Source organism: Methylophaga lonarensis MPL (assembly GCF_000349205.1).
GTDB classification, from domain to species: domain Bacteria; phylum Pseudomonadota; class Gammaproteobacteria; order Nitrosococcales; family Methylophagaceae; genus Methylophaga; species Methylophaga lonarensis.
Genome location: NZ_APHR01000040.1, coordinates 15,407 through 31,744, shown reverse-complemented (window position 1 = coordinate 31,744; position 16,338 = coordinate 15,407). Strand labels below are relative to the sequence as shown.

The 16,338-nt window shown below is 47.5% G+C and carries 13 protein-coding genes; 5 read left to right on the top strand and 8 right to left on the bottom strand.

Annotated features, from left to right (window positions below):
- The first annotated feature begins 53 nt into the window (after positions 1 to 53).
- Genes MPL1_RS07985 through MPL1_RS07970 form a run of 4 tightly spaced genes read left to right on the top strand, consistent with a single transcriptional unit; the run spans position 54 to position 3,324 of the window.
- Entirely contained in the window at positions 54 to 731 is a 678-nt protein-coding gene (locus MPL1_RS07985; RefSeq protein WP_009726623.1) for a DUF3108 domain-containing protein, read from the top strand.
- The gene (locus MPL1_RS07980) at positions 728 to 1,333 is read left to right on the top strand and encodes an NUDIX domain-containing protein (RefSeq protein WP_009726622.1); all 606 of its coding nucleotides are present in this window, start codon (positions 728 to 730) and stop codon (positions 1,331 to 1,333) included. Before MPL1_RS07985 ends, MPL1_RS07980 begins: the two co-directional genes overlap by 4 nt.
- Positions 1,334 to 1,358: 25 nt before the next feature.
- Positions 1,359 to 1,925 (top strand): glycine cleavage system protein R, encoded by a 567-nt coding sequence (locus MPL1_RS07975; protein ID WP_009726621.1) that lies wholly within the window; start codon positions 1,359 to 1,361, stop codon positions 1,923 to 1,925.
- Positions 1,926 to 1,950: 25 nt separating this feature from the next.
- On the top strand, positions 1,951 to 3,324 hold the full coding sequence (locus tag MPL1_RS07970; protein WP_009726620.1) for a PFL family protein: 1,374 nt from the start codon (positions 1,951 to 1,953) through the stop codon (positions 3,322 to 3,324).
- A gap of 667 nt (positions 3,325 to 3,991) precedes the next feature.
- Here MPL1_RS07970 and MPL1_RS07965 read toward each other — a convergent pair.
- From MPL1_RS07965 to MPL1_RS07940, 6 genes are all read right to left on the bottom strand, one after another.
- The gene (locus tag MPL1_RS07965) at positions 3,992 to 5,095 is read right to left on the bottom strand and encodes an SLC13 family permease (RefSeq protein WP_009726619.1); all 1,104 of its coding nucleotides are present in this window, start codon (positions 5,093 to 5,095) and stop codon (positions 3,992 to 3,994) included.
- 650 nt (positions 5,096 to 5,745) lie between these two features.
- Positions 5,746 to 6,165 (bottom strand): PGPGW domain-containing protein, encoded by a 420-nt coding sequence (locus MPL1_RS07960; protein WP_009726618.1) that lies wholly within the window; start codon positions 6,163 to 6,165, stop codon positions 5,746 to 5,748.
- Between the two features lie 159 nt (positions 6,166 to 6,324).
- Positions 6,325 to 6,726 carry a large-conductance mechanosensitive channel protein MscL gene (gene mscL, locus MPL1_RS07955; protein ID WP_009726617.1) on the bottom strand — a complete coding sequence of 134 codons (402 nt, stop codon included), beginning with the start codon at positions 6,724 to 6,726 and terminating at the stop codon, positions 6,325 to 6,327.
- A gap of 102 nt (positions 6,727 to 6,828) precedes the next feature.
- Positions 6,829 to 7,818: a GGDEF domain-containing protein gene (locus MPL1_RS07950; protein WP_009726616.1), complete on the bottom strand. Its 990-nt coding sequence runs from the start codon at positions 7,816 to 7,818 to the stop codon at positions 6,829 to 6,831.
- 123 nt (positions 7,819 to 7,941) lie between these two features.
- On the bottom strand, positions 7,942 to 10,455 hold the full coding sequence (locus tag MPL1_RS07945) for a putative bifunctional diguanylate cyclase/phosphodiesterase (RefSeq protein WP_009726615.1): 2,514 nt from the start codon (positions 10,453 to 10,455) through the stop codon (positions 7,942 to 7,944).
- Positions 10,452 to 10,988, bottom strand: a complete 537-nt coding sequence (locus tag MPL1_RS07940) for a methanogen output domain 1-containing protein (RefSeq protein WP_009726614.1) — start codon at positions 10,986 to 10,988, stop codon at positions 10,452 to 10,454. The genes MPL1_RS07945 and MPL1_RS07940 overlap by 4 nt, the downstream gene beginning before the upstream one ends.
- Before the next feature lie 343 nt (positions 10,989 to 11,331).
- On the opposite strand from MPL1_RS07940, the gene MPL1_RS07930 reads away from it, so the two are divergent.
- A complete protein-coding gene (locus MPL1_RS07930; RefSeq protein ID WP_040577016.1) occupies positions 11,332 to 12,693 on the top strand; it encodes an MBL fold metallo-hydrolase RNA specificity domain-containing protein in 1,362 nt (453 codons plus the stop codon).
- A gap of 48 nt (positions 12,694 to 12,741) precedes the next feature.
- On the opposite strand, the gene MPL1_RS07925 is transcribed toward MPL1_RS07930, so the two are convergent.
- Positions 12,742 to 13,239 (bottom strand): P-loop NTPase family protein, encoded by a 498-nt coding sequence (locus MPL1_RS07925; protein WP_009726611.1) that lies wholly within the window; start codon positions 13,237 to 13,239, stop codon positions 12,742 to 12,744.
- Between the two features lie 235 nt (positions 13,240 to 13,474).
- Positions 13,475 to 16,288, bottom strand: a complete 2,814-nt coding sequence (locus MPL1_RS07920) for a TrlF family AAA-like ATPase (protein ID WP_009726610.1) — start codon at positions 16,286 to 16,288, stop codon at positions 13,475 to 13,477.
- Between the last annotated feature and the right edge of the window lie 50 nt (positions 16,289 to 16,338).

Genomic DNA, 16,338 nt, shown 5'->3' with positions numbered 1-16,338 from the left:
CCTTTGATTGCCAAGCAGCGGAGCCTATTGCCGATTATTCTGCCAGCTACAGCGTGCAGTACAACTCACTCACTGTTGGCGAACTCAATCAGACGCTGAGCACGCTTGAAAACGGTGATCGCCTGCTCAGATCAGAGACTAGACCACGCGGTCTGGTTTCACTATTCCGCTCTGATAATGTCGAAGAGCAAAGTCGCTGGCGTGATTATCAAGGCACGATCCAACCGCTGGAATATCGCTACGAACGCACCGGACGTCGTCCTAAATTCCTGCATATGCTTTTCGACTGGCAGGACTATCAGCTGGATATGGATGACAAAAAACATCCGTGGAGCCTGACGCTGAAACCCGGCACTCTGGATCGATTGATCTATCAACTTGCCGTGATGCGTGATTTGAGCAATGGTGAACAAGAATTGCAGTACCACATTGCTGACGGTGGCAAGCTTAAGCATCACGAAATACTGATACTGGAAACCGAAACCGTCTCAACCTCGCTTGGTACGATTGAAGCGGTCAAACTGGTACGGGATCGTGATGATGACAGTGATCGTCAAACCATTCTCTGGTGTGCACCCTCGCTGGGGTATCTGACGGTCAAATTGCAGCATATCGAAAAAGACGGTGCCACTTTCACCGCTTCGCTGCGTGAACTGACCGGACGCGATACCAGTGTATTCACCCCAGAACAGCGGCCGGTCAACAATCCGGGGTTTCGCACCACACCATGACGCAGAAAAAACAATTCAAAATCATCAAACAGACGCCGGAATATCAGGGGTTTTTCAGCCTGAAAACGGTGACGGTGTCGCACACGCTTTACCAAGGTGGCTGGAGCGAACCTCTTAGCCGGGAATTATTCGAGCGTGGTAACTGCGTGGCTGTGTTGCTTTACGATCCATTGCGCGATGAAGTTGTCATTATTGAACAGTTCCGGGTCGGCGCCCTGCAACTCAATGACGAACGTGCCTGGCTGCTGGAAATCGTTGCTGGTGCTATTGAACCCGGTGAGACCGCTGCCGATGTTGCCATGCGTGAGGCTGTAGAAGAAGCTGGCTGTGAAATTGTCGAGCTTATTAAAGTCATGGATTTCTTCACCTCACCCGGCGGTACATCCGAACTGTTGACCCTGTTCTGCGGCCGGGTCGATACCTCACAAGTGGGCGGCGTGCATGGACTGGATGAAGAAGACGAAGACATTGCTGTCACGGCCCTGCCTTACTCAGAAGTCTGTCAACTGCTCAATGATGGAAAAATCCTTTCAGCCATCCCGATTATCGCCATTCAGTGGCTGATGTTAAACCGCGACATGCTGCGCAAGCAGTGGACTTGATGCAGACCTTTACTCAGGGAAACACATGAACAAAGTACTGATTTCCGTTCTGGGCAACGACCAGCCCGGCATTCTCGCCACCGTTGCGACGGTTATCAACCAGCGCCAGGGAAATATTGAAAACCTCAGCCAAACGCTGCTTCACACCGTATTCGGTGCCTTGCTTTTGGTGGATATTCCAAAACAGGAAACCCCGGAAAGCCTGCAACAGGCACTTCAAGAGGCCAGCGCCAGTATGGGACTCAACATCACTGTTCACCCCTGGCACGAACAAATCGCTGACTGGCATCAAAATAAGCCAGAAACACAGCCCTACATCATTTCCGCTATCGGCCCGGATCGTCAGGGTCTGGTTGCCGAAGTCGCCAGTCAGTTATTCAAGCACGGCGTTAATATCAGCAATCTGCAGGCGATTTTCAAAGGTGGCAAAAACCCGATGGAAAACGTCATGGTGTTTGAAATTGATGTGCCCCGTGCCACCAATATGGATGAACTACGCGAAGCCTTGGCCGAAATAGCCAAGCGCCTTGATTTGGAAATCAGCGTACAACATCGAAAAATCTTTGAATCTGTCAGCACGATCCTGACCTGAAACCCTCACTGAGCGGAACATCGACATGCTTAACGTAAAAGACATTATTTCCACCCTGCAAATGGTTCGTGAGGAAAATCTGGATCTGCGCACCGTCACCGTCGGTATCAATCTGACCGACTGCGTCAGTGATGACATCAATACATTTAAGCGCAAAATCTACGACAAAATCACCCGCACTGCCGGACAACTGGTAACCACCTGCAACCGTATCGAACGTCGCTATGGCATTGAAGTCGCCAACAAGCGTATTTCGGTCAGCCCGATTGGCGTGGTGGCCGCACCGTTTAATGCCGAGCAAATGGTCGAAATCGCCCTGACGCTCGACAAAGCGGCCAATGAACTGGGCATCGACTTTATCGGTGGCTTCAGTGCGCTGGTTGAAAAAGGCATGAGTAATGGTGATCGGGCACTGATTGATGCCATTCCACAAGCACTAACTGAAAGTCAGCGTGTTTGTTCCTCAGTCAATGTCGCCAGTACTCGTGCCGGATTAAACATGGATGCCATCATCCGAATGGGACAAGTCATCAAACAGGCAGCCGATCTCACCGCTGATGCGGATGGACTCGCGGCAGCCAAACTGGTGGTGTTTGCCAATATTCCTCAGGATGTGCCATTTATGGCCGGTGCCTATCTCGGTATTGGTGAAGCAGACGCAGTTGTCAGTGTCGGTGTCAGTGGTCCCGGCGTTGTCAAAGCAGCTCTGGAGCGTGCAATTGCCGAAGAAGAACACATGGATCTCAGTCGTGCTGCAGATGTGATTAAACAAACCGCTGCACGCCTGACGCGTGCCGGTGAACTGGTCGGCCGTGAAGTGGCCAATATTCTGCAACTGCCTTTTGGCATTGTTGATCTGTCGCTGGCGCCAACACCGAATCGTAACGACAGTGTCGGTGAAATTTTTGAAGCTATTGGTTTGCCTGCCATTGGTTCACCCGGAAGTACGGCTTTTTTAGCCATGCTCAATGACGCCGTGAAAAAAGGCGGCGCCTTTGCCAGTTCACATGTTGGTGGCCTGAGTGGTGCCTTTATTCCGGTCTGTGAAGATTTAACGATTGCCGAATCCGCCGCCAACGGCACCTTGTCTCTGCAAAAACTCGAAGCCATGACCGCCGTCTGCTCAGTTGGACTGGATATGGTCGCCCTGCCCGGTGATACCTCGGCAGAAATGCTGTCAGCGATCATTGCTGATGAAATGGCGATTGGTGTGATTAACAAAAAAACCACTGCTGCGCGTTTGATTCCTGCTCCGGGCAAAAAAGCCGGTGATCATGTGGTATTCGGTGGCTTGCTGGGCGAAGGTCCAGTCATGGCCGTCAATATGGGCAATCAGGAAAACCGCTTTGTCCGCCTGGGTGGTCGTATTCCCGCCCCAATCCAAAGCCTGGTCAATTAATTTAATAACCACAGAGACACAGAGAGCACAGAGATTTATTGCCCAGGGTAGGTTGGGTTGAGCTTGCGAAACCCAACAATCCTCGGCCGCTATAATCCGCAGATTTCGCAGATGAGCGCAGATTATTAATCGGTAATTCACAATCTCATCCTCCGTCATTCCCGCGCAGGCGGGAATCCAGAGGCCTTCGAAGCAATAACCACAGAGACACAGAGAAACACAGAGTTTTATTGCCATAGGCAGGTTGGGTTGAGCCTGCGAAACCCAACAATCCACAGCTCAATAATCCGCAGATTTCGCAGATGAGCGCAGATTATTAATCGCTAATTCACAATCTCATCCTCCGTCATTCCCGTGCAGGCGGGAATCCAGAGGCCTTCGAAGCAATATCCACAGAGACACAGAGAACGACAGAGTTTTATTGCCAAAGGCAGGTTGGGCTGAGCCTGCGAAACCCAACAATCCACAGCTCAATAATCCACAGATTTCGCAGATGAGCGCAGATTATTAATCGCTAATTCACAATCTCATCCTCCGTCATTCCCGCGCAGGCGGGAATCCAGAGGCCTTCGAAGCAATAACCACAGAAACGCAGAGAAACACAGAGTTTTATTGCCATAGGCAGGTTGGGTTGAGCCTGCGAAACCCAACAAAACCCGCCCAAACCTCAAACCCCGCCAAAAAACAACGCAATCAACCACCCAGCCAGCAACATCGGCACTGACCAATAATGGAATTCACGCCATAAACCCGGCTGTCGGGCCAATCGCAAAGCAATCAAATTGGCCAAAGAGCCAATCGCCAAACCAAAGCCGCCGACGGTCACACCCCAAGCCAGAGCGCGCCATTCATCAGTAAAAGCCGCCAGAAATATCGCTGCGGGCACATTGGACATGGCCTGTGATGTCAGAACAGCTGCACTCAATGTTTGCCCTGGCAACTGCAACAACTGATCCGCCAGTTCACGCACCACTGGCAGGCCTGCCAATAGATTCATATTGACAAACATCAGGGCAAAAACGGCTAACAACAACCAATCGACGCCCCACAACAAATGCCGCCGGTAAATCACAAAAAGTAAGATGAGCATCACCACCCCTGCCATCGCCTGCCCCATATCTGCCAATAGCAGAAATGGCAGATACAGCATCAAGGATAGGTAAAACAATTTGCGATCCCGAACGCTATCCACAGCAATAGCAGACATGGAGATTTGCTGACGCGGAAAAGCCAGTGGCACAGCAGCTATCAGCAAGCCGATCAGTGCCAGCGTCAACGGCGCCATCATCATGGTGAATTCCAGAAATCCCATGCCGGATGTCTGCCAAAGAAAAAGATTTTGCGGATTGCCGATTGGACTGAGTGCCGAACCGGCATTCACCGCAAGCGCCTCAAAAATGACCAGCCGTCCAACCGGAATCTCAGCAACACGACGTAAAGCCAGTGTTAACGGCACGACGATAAATAAAGCCACATCATTGGTAATCACGGCAGACAGCAACGCAGCAAAAACAATCAAACAGACGGCAAGACCACGTTCGCCATGCATCCGTTGCAGCAACCAATGACCCGCAATCGTCAGATAACCGCTGACTTCAAGGCCACGACTCAAAATCATCAGCCCTGCCAGTGCGCCAACAGTTCTCCAGTCGACCAGTTCATGCAAAGCCCAAGTTGGCTCTGGAGTCAGCCACCACAATGGCACCAGCGTGACCAACAGCACCATAAACAGCACATCTTCAGTCACTCGGTTTAGCACATGGCGAAACATTTAAATGCGCACCTCTCAACCCATCGCGATCACAAGGCAATAATCCGCAGATTGCGCAGATGATCGCAGATTATGAATCGGTAATCACAGTCACATCCCCGTACCACTTTCGTCATTCTCGCGCATGCGGGAATCCAAAGGCCTTCGAAGCAATTACCACAGAGACACAGAGCGCACAGAGTTTTAATGCCCAGGGTAGGTTGGGTTGAAGCATGAAACCCAACATTTCAGAACCCAACAATCCGCAGATTTCGCAGATTTCGCAGATTAATGGTCGGTAATTCAGAGTTATTTCATCATCGACCATTTCCCCGCTGTCATCTAGAGTGAGGACTCCTGTCATCCCGAGCTTGTCGAGGGATCTCAAAACATCCGTTCAGCCAGCCATGCTTCGTGTTGGAAGTGGTTTCGAGATGCCTCCACTGCGGTCGGCACGACATTCTGTATGTTTGTGTCATCTCGCACACAACCTTCATGTCATCCCGAGCTTGCCGAGGGATCTCAAAACATCTGTTCAGCCTGCCATGCTTCGTGTTGGAAGTGGTTTCAAGATGCCTCCACTGTGTTCGGCATGACACTGCCCTGGACCTTTCCCGGTAACTGAAGATAAATCTACAAATCTGCAATTGGCAATCCTGCCTACCGGTGATCTACTGATCAAACCTTAACGGCGGTTTTCCTGCGCGGTTTCTTAACCAATCGACGGCCTGCCTGACTGAAGACATCATGAAAATCTTTCGTTCCAAACGATACTTGCCGGGGAAATTCAACAAAAACAGAGCGATCAAGATCGTTAACAACCCCTGCCCTGGCAATACCAGCATCACCAGTCCCATGATTAAAAACACCATGCCGAGCAGGTTTTTCATCACAAGCAGAATCCAGCGAATCAGCGGATGCTGCTCTGCCCAAGGTATTTGATGTCTCTCCTTATCAGAAAAGTAATCCACCGGTATGCGAACGACCAGCCATGGAATCAATATCAGTGAGCCTACAAAGCCCAATACACTGGCAATACCCAACGACCACATCACCGTCGGGCTAGTCAAAATCTCAATTAAATAATCCATCGAAAAAGCTTAAATGATCAGGGGAATGTCAGGTTTCGCTGATTTAGAGTCTATAAGGGACTTAAAGTTACATCATAACCTGTGTGGACTTGCAGCTCGAACTCAAAAAAAACGATCTGACCGTGAGCTGTTCATTCACGGTCAGATCGGTGGGAAGGGTTACTTGCTTTTCAGAATATCGCGAATTTCTGACAATAAAACTTCTTCTTTCGACGGTGCGGGAGGCGCAGCCGGGGCTGCCTCCTGCTTGGCTTTCATGGAATTCATTACTTTCACTGCCACAAAAATTGCCATCGCGATAATGACAAAATCCACTACTGTTTGAATAAATGCGCCATAAGAAATCGTCACTGCCGGCGTTTCGCCAATGGCTTCCTGTAGCACTATGGCCAGATCTTTAAAATCAACGCCGCCCAGCAACAGTCCCAACGGCGGCATAATCACGTCCGATACAAATGATGAGACGATTCTGCCAAAAGAGGCACCGATGATAATACCCACTGCCATATCCACAACATTGCCCCTGAGGGCAAAATCTTTAAACTCTTGCGCCATGCCCATAACCGCTCTCCTGTAAGGTCATTAAAAGCAGTTTTGTTATAGCAATATTCAATCAAAAACGCAGTGTATTTTTTTATCTCGATGATTGTAAGTTTGGCGATATCAATCTGCACTGTCACTATCGCTGACAACAACCGTATTTCGGCCAGACTCCTTGGCGTCATAGAGCATTCTATCGACCACTTGCAACAGGCTGGTTTTATCCTGATCTGCACGTAACTCGGTAACGCCGATACTGCATGTCAAAGAAAGGTAACTGCCATCGTCCTGCACAAAGCGATGCTGTTCCACATCGCGTCTAATCCGCTCTGCCAATTGTCTGGCACTCTGCGCATCTGTCTCCGGTAATACCAGCAAATATTCTTCTCCACCAAACCTTCCCAGCACATCCGTGGCCCTCGCGGCTTTGATCAAAAGATTGCTCATCTCAATCAGCACTGCGTCACCGGTCAAATGGCCAAACTTGTCATTCACATCCTTGAAATGGTCCAAATCAACCATCAGAACACTTAATTTTTGGTGATAGCGACTGGCGCGGTCGATTTCCATTTTCAAGCGTTCCATCAGCCCACCGCGGTTCAATATCCCGGTGAGCGCATCGGTTCGCGCCTGATGTTCCAACTCTCTGGTACGCTCTAAAACGCGCTGTTCGAGTAACTGATTGGCAGCCAGCAGCTCATTTTGAGCTTTAAGCAAAGCTTCATTCTTGCTACGAAAATCCGCATTACTCGGTATCGCCAAGGCAGCAGGTACCAGCCGCCAGACCATGACTGCGGTCAAGATAGAGATGAGTCCCGTTGCGAGCTTGGAAATGCCTTCGATGTAATAGTAGCCATGCCAGATATTGATTAAAGAGAGTAAGTGAGTCACGCCACAAAGAAAGATAAAGGCAGCAAACATGATAAATATCCAGTTAAACGCCAGATCCGCTCTTTTGTTCACCAGATAAACCAATGCAGTTGGAATCACAAAGTAGGCAATCACCGTCAGCGCATCGCCAGTCACATGCAGAAACAGCAGATCGGGCAGCCATAATAAACAGTGACCGTGGGGCATAAAGCTGCCATCCAGTAACTTATCCCAAATGCCCATAGCCAACTCCCGAGATGTTCTCTGTTAATGAATATCTACCATCGGTGCTGACAAATGACCAGTTTTAAATCTTGGATTAGGGGGTGAAACGTAAAAGAGTGATGATTGTGAACTTGAGAGGGACTAACTCGGATCGAGTGTCGCTTCCAACCGATTCTCGTTAAGAATGCGCTGCTCCATTTCTTCTGCAGAAAGTGGATAACTGATGAAGTAACCCTGACCGTAATCGCAACCTGCGTCTTTGAGCAGTTGCATTTGCTCCTCGGTTTCGATGCCTTCAGCAATGACTTCAATGTTGAGCGTGTGAGCCATGGTGATAATGGCCTGACACAAGACCAACTCATCAGAACCCTCTGAAAGATTCTTGACAAAAGAACGGTCAATTTTAAGCAGATCGATGTCAAACTTTTTCAGATAAGACAGCGATGAATAGCCGGTACCGAAGTCATCCAAAGCCACCTTGACACCAAGCTCACGGAAGCCTTTTAGTCGAGCAATCGCCTTGTCATTTGGCTCTAGCAGCATGCCTTCGGTGATTTCAACGCAAAGCATATTGCCTTCATATTCCTGACTCTTGATGACCTCGATAAAGTCTCGATAGCGCGTATCGTTGTTACTCAATTGCTTGGGCGAAATATTCACCCCAATCTGAAAGGATTTGTGAGACAAATATCGCCATTTGGCTGCCATGCGCAGGGCTTCTTCAAACACCCATTCGCCAATCGGCAAGATCAGTCCGCTTTCCTCTGCGGTGGGAATAAAACTGGCAGGGCTCATTTGCCCCTTGGCAGGATGCTGCCAACGAAGCAAGGCCTCAGCCTTGATTAATGCCCCGGTTTTTAACGAAACAATCGGCTGATAGACCAGATAAAATTCTTCGCCGACCAGTGCATGTTGCATGTCGCGAATTAACTCCATCCGCTTATCGTTGATGACTTGCATTTCCGGGCAAAAATGCCGGTAACAATTGCGTCCGGCAGATTTTGCTGCGTACATTGCCAAATCAGCATTGCGCAGCAAGTGATATATCGAACGCGCATCACGTGGGAAGACAGTAATGCCAAGAGAGGCACTCACATAGTGAGTATTCAGCTCAATTTGTATCGGTTTGCTGAGATAACTTAAAACATTTTGGGCTGCTTGCTCTATCTGAGCCAAATCCGAATCCAGACTGAGCACAATCACAAATTCATCACCGCCAAACCGAGCAATGCACTCACTATCTGGCACAGCTTCAACCAGACGGTCTGCCACGGTGCAGAGTAATTTATCGCCAAAGGCATGGCCTTCAGTGTCATTGACGCCTTTGAAATCATCCAAATCCAGCAACATGATGGCTAGTCGATTACCGCTGGATCGTGCGGTGCTGAGAAGTGCCTTTAAGTTATCTTCGAGTAGTTTTCTGTTAGGCAGTTTGGTCAAAAAGTCGTAGTTAGCCTGATTCCATATCAGCGCTTCAGCGGCTTTTCGATCACTGATGTCACGGACGATGCCCATCACCGCTTTTTCTGATTGGAATGTGACCGATGAAGCAATTAACTCAACCCATATTTCCCCAACGATGTCTGCCCGTCGCATTTTGAGTTCGTATCGGCTTGGAATCGTCTTGTCACCGCCAATCCGTTTCACATATCGCTCATTCCATATCGGCAGAAACTCGGCGCTGATCACCTGTTCAAATGGACTGTCAATGAATTCATAAAACTCCATGCCGATGATGTTAGTCATGGCCTGGTTGGCAAAGACAAAGCGGTGGTTTTGCGCGACAAACACACCATCCGCCATCGAATTGAGTAATGCCTGCAGGTTGGCTTCTGTCTGTTCGAGCATGCTGTAGGTGTTTCGCACATGCGTCACATCACTGACGATGCCGGTAATCAGTTCTGGTTTGCCATCGGCGTCAGTCTCAACTATGGTGCCTCGAGACAACAACCAGCGATATTCACCATCTGCTGACAAGGCACGGTATTCACAGCTAAAGCGTCGTGTATGGTCGAGAATATGCTGCTCAAGTGCTTCGGCAAGCTTTTGCCGATCTTCTGGGTGGATGCACATCATCCACTGCGTTAGCGAGATCCATTCAGCCAGTTCGTCAATGCCATACTGAAGCAAAAAATGTGGGCTGAGTCGGACAGTACGGTCTTCAACTGAATAATGCCAGATAGCATCATTTTCAGTTTCAAGTGCGGATTTTAGTTTGCCTAGCTCGGCACTCTTCTGTTGCTCATACTGTTCAAGTCGGTGATAGAGCTTGCGGTGTTGACGAAGCTGGTCAGTGAGCAACCGAAAGCGCTCTGAGTAAGGATTGTCGTCAAGAAACTTGATCACATAGAGCGTTTCTTCTGCACTGTCATTATTTTTGATACTGGAGCCACTGGTCAGAAAACTTTTCAAAGGTTCAATAAAGAGATCACGAGGCAGCGGCTGCATAGTCGCAGTCCGCAGCGATCCGAGTACAGAACTAACCTGGCTTGCATCAGTTAACAACTCGGAAAAATGTGTAATCGGTTGTTGAAAATTTGCCTCAAACAATCGCTGAGCCGAGCGATTTTGACTCAAGATTTCGCCGCGGCTGTTGAGCAACAACATGCCCGCATTTACTGTATTTGCGATGGTCTGAAAATCAGCTGACTTCATTTAATACTTCTAAAATATTCAATACCGTTTTGTTTTTCTGAGGCTTCTGTATCTTCGAGAAACACCCTGACTTTGCAGCCTGCATCACCGCGAGCAATGGTTTTTTCCAGAACCACTTTCGCGTAGTGCGTGTTTTCTGCGCAGATAGTGCCAAACACGTTTGATGTCATCATGCACAATGACTCTCTGCCAACAACCTTGTCACCAAAAGGGCAACTGGTGGATGTCAGCAAAATTTCCGCGCCCTCATCATGTTCTACAGCAAAGTTACCTTGAATACGCTGCTTGAGATCGACCAATACCGCAGCCAGTTGGTCACGTGGGATTTGCTCTACATTTAGCGCTTCTCGGTATAGCTGATTAATTTCATCCCCAATGCCCTGTCCCACGACACTGATAAAGCCCTCCGCCTCAGCTAGGCCAATGATATTTTCAAGGGTGCCTGACAGGTGACGAACCAGACAACGCATAAAAAAATCACGCTCAAGGGGCAAGTCCAGGTTTTCGGGCGATACATTTGTTGTGTCATACATAATGTTGTCCTCCCGAAGAATCGTATATCAGACTTGGTCAGACAAAAAAACCACAAAGATCATGGTGACATAGCTGTATCGCTTGACATCTGTGACAGCATGAGGTCGTTCAGGATTTTGCTAAAAACCAAAATTGGTGGAGGGTTTGGTCATAAAGCCGATAATTTTTCGATCATGTCTGACCGTATTGATCCGATTTCATGTAGCAAAATCGGCTAGAACATGTCGCGTCAATTCCAGCACCAGCCAGTAGAGTGAAGGCTTAATTTTACTGCCAGGCATTCTTGTCAGGTCTTTTTTGCTAAGCTGAAACCATGACTCACAACAGATGGATGACAGCTTTATGAAACTCAGCTTTCTCGGTGGAACCAGTACGGTGACCGGTTCGCGTTACCTGCTTTCTGATGATAAACATAGATTACTGGTCGACTGTGGCATGTATCAGGGCGTAAAAACACTGAGAAAACGCAACTGGGCGAAGTTTCCAGTCGCTCCTTCGACGATTAATGCGGTGGTGCTCACCCATGCGCATATCGACCATTCTGGCTACCTGCCCGCCTTGGTGAAAAACGGCTTTAAAGGCAAAATCTACTGCACCAGGGCCACCTATGAGCTATGTCAGGTACTGCTACCGGATGCCGGATTTTTGCAGGAAGAAGATGCCAGATACGCCCAGCGCAAGAAATTTTCAAAACACGAAATGCCAGAGCCGCTGTTTACCGAAAAAGATGCCAGACAAGCGTTAAAACACTTCGAACCGTTCCACTACCATGAGACGTTTGAACCGGTAAAAGGCTTTGAAGTCAGCTTCACCCCGGCAGGACATATTCTTGGCTCGTCGTGCGTGCATGTGCATCATAAAAATTCAGACCGCACCGTGGTTTTCACCGGCGACGTGGGCCGACAGAACGACATCATCATGCGACCACCAGAGCCGATTGAGCGTGCTGACGTACTGGTATGCGAATCGACCTATGGCGACCGTCTGCATGGAGATTCAGACCCGGAAGATGAACTCGCAGCCATCATCAGTAAAACCGCCGGACGCGGTGGCATCACCCTGATGCCCGCCTTTGCCGTTGGTCGCGCGCAAATGCTGCTTTATGTGGTGCACAAACTCATGGAGGAAGGCAGGATCCCCAATCTGCCGGTCTACCTGAACAGCCCGATGGCTATCAAAGCCACCGAGATTTTCATCAAACATCACAAAGAACATAAACTCAATCACAGCCAATGCCAGCTTATTGATGACAATACCCAGTTCGTCCACTCCGTCGAGGAATCCATAGAACTGGATGCCATGCGTTACCCATGCGTGATTGTGTCTGCCAGCGGAATGGCCTCCGGCGGTCGGGTGTTACATCACCTAAAAACCCTGTTGCCCAACCCGCGCAACAGTATCGTATTTGCGGGTTTTCAGGCGCCCGGCACCCGTGGAGACGCCATGGTTCAAGGGGCCAACTCGGTCAAAATTCACGGCCAGCACTGGCCGGTAAAAGCCGAAATCCACAATCTTGACTCCATGTCAGCCCACGGCGACTACAACGAAATACTCACCTGGCTGGAACAAGGCAAGCTCAAACCGCAAAAAGTCTATGTCACGCATGGCGAAGCCGTCGCCAGCGACACCATGCGCAAACACATTCATGAAAAATTTGGCTGGGACGCCGAAGTGCCTGAATTGTTTGAGGAAGTCGACATCTGAGACTGCGTCAGCGCCCAGATATTGTTGGGCTTCGTACCTCAGAGCAACCTACCATATTGAAATCAGGCTTTGATAACACTCGGGATCTGTGAGTTCAATTTTTTGACCGGCAAAGCTATCGAACAATGCCCGATGCCGAGCGAGTCCGTATTCATCACTGCGGGTTTCATACAAGCGCACCCAATTGATCAGGTTTTCCAGATGGTCAGCCTGCTCGGCGGGTGTTGCAAACTTGTCCGGCTCCCAAGGTCTGGCACGGCAATGTCTGACGCAGGCTTCAACACCGGGATTAAGAAATATCAAAGTCTCACAATGCGATACAAGCGGCTCAAGAATATCCGCATAGCAGCCTTCAATAATCCAGTGGCTATGACGTTCCATAAATTGCTGCACATCAGCAATACTGTCCATCAAAGGTCGCCGTTCGATACTGCCATCAAACGCCACATCATCCAGTGACAAACAAACAGCGGACTGCTCTGACAGCAGTTGTTTTGCCAAGCTGCTCTTTCCAGCACCGGCATTGCCCAGCAGCATTACTTTCATTGAGCAAATCCTAGATATCATCGTCGGTTAGCGTTTGATGGGCCAAACAGACGGTTATTTAAACAGTTTCAGTGTCGGGCTTCGTACCACAGCCCAAGCTATCTTGCTTCATCTGTTTGAATGAGTTCGGGCTATTGGAATTGGTGATGGGTTAGTTGGAAAGCCAAGAATTTTTTCGATGGTGTCTGACCCTATTGGTCTAAACATCAACATCTTCTTTGGCCCTAATATCTCATCAGAATCCGTACTTTTCTTTTCTAAGTTTGAAGGCTCTTTCCCCACCTTCCATAATAGATGTAATTTCGTTTCGAATTTCTTGCTTGTCTATCGACCCTTCGTATTTAATATAACCCTTTGTTTGCTCACTCGTTTCGTTGTAGTCACAACATATGACTAATTCCGAATCTCCATTTACTACAAGATTCGCATTGTGACTACTTATAATAATTTGCCTATTCTTTTTTGAGCCCCACAAGTTTTTGATTATTTTTTCAATAGCTCTGTTATCAATATCATCTTCTGGCTGATCAATAATTAAAGGAAACCCATCTTGGTTAAGAAGTACATTCAGCAATGCGGTAGCCTGCTGTCCTGCAGATGCCTCCTCAAATGGTATTTCATCACCCATTTCATTGTGGGTTTGATAGAAAAACTTGGGAAGGAAATCAAGCTTAATAGCAACAAGTCTTAAAAGCCCCTCACTGGTTAACGCTTCTGATATCTTTCTTCTATTTGCAGGGCTGAAACCTACACTATCCAGAACTGGAGTATGAGGCAACTCGTCTTTAACTTCAGGCGCCGAGTTAAATTCGCTCAGTGCTTTCAGTTCATATATTGCTTCATTCCATTTTATTAATGGCGGGGTCGAACTGGAAACAAACTCAGCCAATTTCTCTGTTTTAGACTTATTGATGTTTAAGCTACACGCAGAGAAGACTGAGTTAATTTCCTCGCACATTTTTTCAACATCAATTGTTTTTGTAAAATCTGCCTTAATTAGACCATTCGACAGCTGTGTAAAAACCTTCGTTGACTCCTTAAGCTTATCGGTTTTTAATATCTGTAAATGCATGTAATTATTGTATAAATTATCAAATCCCTCGTCTGTCATATCCACTTCTGACAATAGAGATCGCTTCTGTCTAATCACTAATTCAAGCTTGTCTATCTTTTGCTCTAACTCTTTAATAGCTGTCAAGATTGATTGGCTAGATGTTGATTTATCCTTTGCTTTCTTATACTCCAATTCAAATGAATTTCTTACCGTAAGCCAATTTTGATGTAGCTCCTCATGCCTTAGAGTTGCGTCGGAATGCAGCTGCTCAAGCTCTTGAGCTTTTGCTAGTGCCTCTTTATAGAATTTGTTTCGTGATTCGTTATGACTATTCAGAATCCCGTCATTTTCAAATACCACAGAGCTATCGCTTTCCTTGCCGATGTATTTTTCTAGAAGCTCTTTGAAGGGTCGAATACTTTCCTTAATCGTAGAATACTCAAGAGAAGTTTCATCAAAATGATTCTTCTCGTTCACATAAAACTTTGCCCTGTCTAATATTTTCTTATCTTCGTCCGAAAGACCTTTCAATCCACTTCGAAGTTTCTCTATCTGGGATTTGAAGGACCCAATCTCAATCTCATTCTTCTTCAGGTCTGTGTAGAGCTCTTTGCTTTTTGCTAGCTTTTGGTAAGCGGATTTGACTTGATTCAACGCCTCGCCAACCTTTAAATCAATATCCTCGATTTCTTTTGAGATGGGCTGTTCAATAAATCGCTTTAACTCGTCCGATCGAACGGAAATGCTACTTAGCTGTTTCTGACTATAGGCTTGAATGGGTAATAGTTCCTGAATCTGACTTGGCCTGACAGACTCAAACTCACCTTCTCCAACTTTCAGTAGTACGTCCTCAGACTTTGGGTTTCTTTTAACTATGTGTCGAGTCCCATTAACCAGGAAGAAAACCCTAACTTCACCATCCACATCTTTGAGGGTTTTGTCTATTAGTGTGTTTCGTCGCTTTAATATATCGGATTGGACTCCATCTTTTCCAAAATCTTCGGTTTGGTCACATAAAGCCCATCTTAAGTATTCTAATATCGTGGACTTTCCTGTTCCTCTTCCTCCAATTATAGAATTAAGTTGCGGATTTAAGTCTAAGTCAAACTTTGATAGAAAAGAGGAGTTAGTGACATTAATCTTTTCAATAAAAATGTTTGGTAGATCAGGCTCAACTAGGCTTATCCTTGACTCTTTCGCGAGACATGCCTGGCGCAAGGCCTCTGCCGTAGGCTCACGCCACTTTATCCATGTAGCCGTGTCGAGCTCGGCAAGGGTTTTATCCGCCCTATAGTCAGTTGTTTGTATAACGGCAATAGATTTAAACCCCCAAGCTTCAACCTCTCCGTTAAGTATCTTGATGTAGCCCGCGCCACCACCTTCGAACTTTCCGTCGACATAGCCTCCAACGCAAGGCATCTTGGTATAGGCTTCGTGAAACCCTTCCCTCATCAAAGTTTTGTGGCCGCCTTCCTTTACGTGCGGTAAAAAAATGTATCGCCCTTTAACACCATCTGTTCCATCTAGCTTTTTATATATGTCGCTTATACTGTTTATCGTATCACTGGAGATTGCAACTGTTTGGGTGGTCTTCGAATCGCTCTTGGGGGCCTGCGCTAATGAAAGCGAACCAAGAACAGTAGGAAACAAAGTTTCTGGAAAATCGGCATCGAGTATTAATAGCCCCTGCATCGGCGGCTGATGGAATGTCAGCTCTATTCCTGGGAAAACCACTAGCTGTTGGTGATTGGGAATTGGATTTCCATCTTCGTCCAATTCTGCCTTTGCTGCGGCTTTGATATATTCAAAAAAGACCATGTCATGATGGTCAGTTATAGCTACTGCATTTACTCCAGCCGCTCGGCATTCTTTAACGAAATCTTTTGAGTATGCCTCACGCTCTTCTTCCGTAACACAATTCTTACCTTTCCAATTTCTATCTCTGGGCGAATGAATTTGTAAATCACACTTTTTATAATGATTACCCTTATCCATTTTACCTCCTCTAATCCATCACTATATTTTGGGGTTAGAATCAAGGGGTC

Coding starts and splice junctions, on each gene's coding strand:
- MPL1_RS07965 (WP_009726619.1), bottom strand. CDS start 5,095: ATGTTTCGCCATGTGCTAAACCGAGTGACTGAAGATGTGCTGTTTATG.
- MPL1_RS07950 (WP_009726616.1), bottom strand. CDS start 7,818: ATGGGCATTTGGGATAAGTTACTGGATGGCAGCTTTATGCCCCACGGT.
- MPL1_RS07945 (WP_009726615.1), bottom strand. CDS start 10,455: ATGAAGTCAGCTGATTTTCAGACCATCGCAAATACAGTAAATGCGGGC.
- MPL1_RS07925 (WP_009726611.1), bottom strand. CDS start 13,239: ATGAAAGTAATGCTGCTGGGCAATGCCGGTGCTGGAAAGAGCAGCTTG.
- MPL1_RS07970 (WP_009726620.1), top strand. CDS start 1,951: ATGCTTAACGTAAAAGACATTATTTCCACCCTGCAAATGGTTCGTGAG.
- mscL (WP_009726617.1), bottom strand. CDS start 6,726: ATGGGCATGGCGCAAGAGTTTAAAGATTTTGCCCTCAGGGGCAATGTT.
- MPL1_RS07975 (WP_009726621.1), top strand. CDS start 1,359: ATGAACAAAGTACTGATTTCCGTTCTGGGCAACGACCAGCCCGGCATT.
- MPL1_RS07930 (WP_040577016.1), top strand. CDS start 11,332: ATGAAACTCAGCTTTCTCGGTGGAACCAGTACGGTGACCGGTTCGCGT.
- MPL1_RS07960 (WP_009726618.1), bottom strand. CDS start 6,165: ATGGATTATTTAATTGAGATTTTGACTAGCCCGACGGTGATGTGGTCG.
- MPL1_RS07920 (WP_009726610.1), bottom strand. CDS start 16,288: ATGGATAAGGGTAATCATTATAAAAAGTGTGATTTACAAATTCATTCG.
- MPL1_RS07980 (WP_009726622.1), top strand. CDS start 728: ATGACGCAGAAAAAACAATTCAAAATCATCAAACAGACGCCGGAATAT.
- MPL1_RS07940 (WP_009726614.1), bottom strand. CDS start 10,988: ATGTATGACACAACAAATGTATCGCCCGAAAACCTGGACTTGCCCCTT.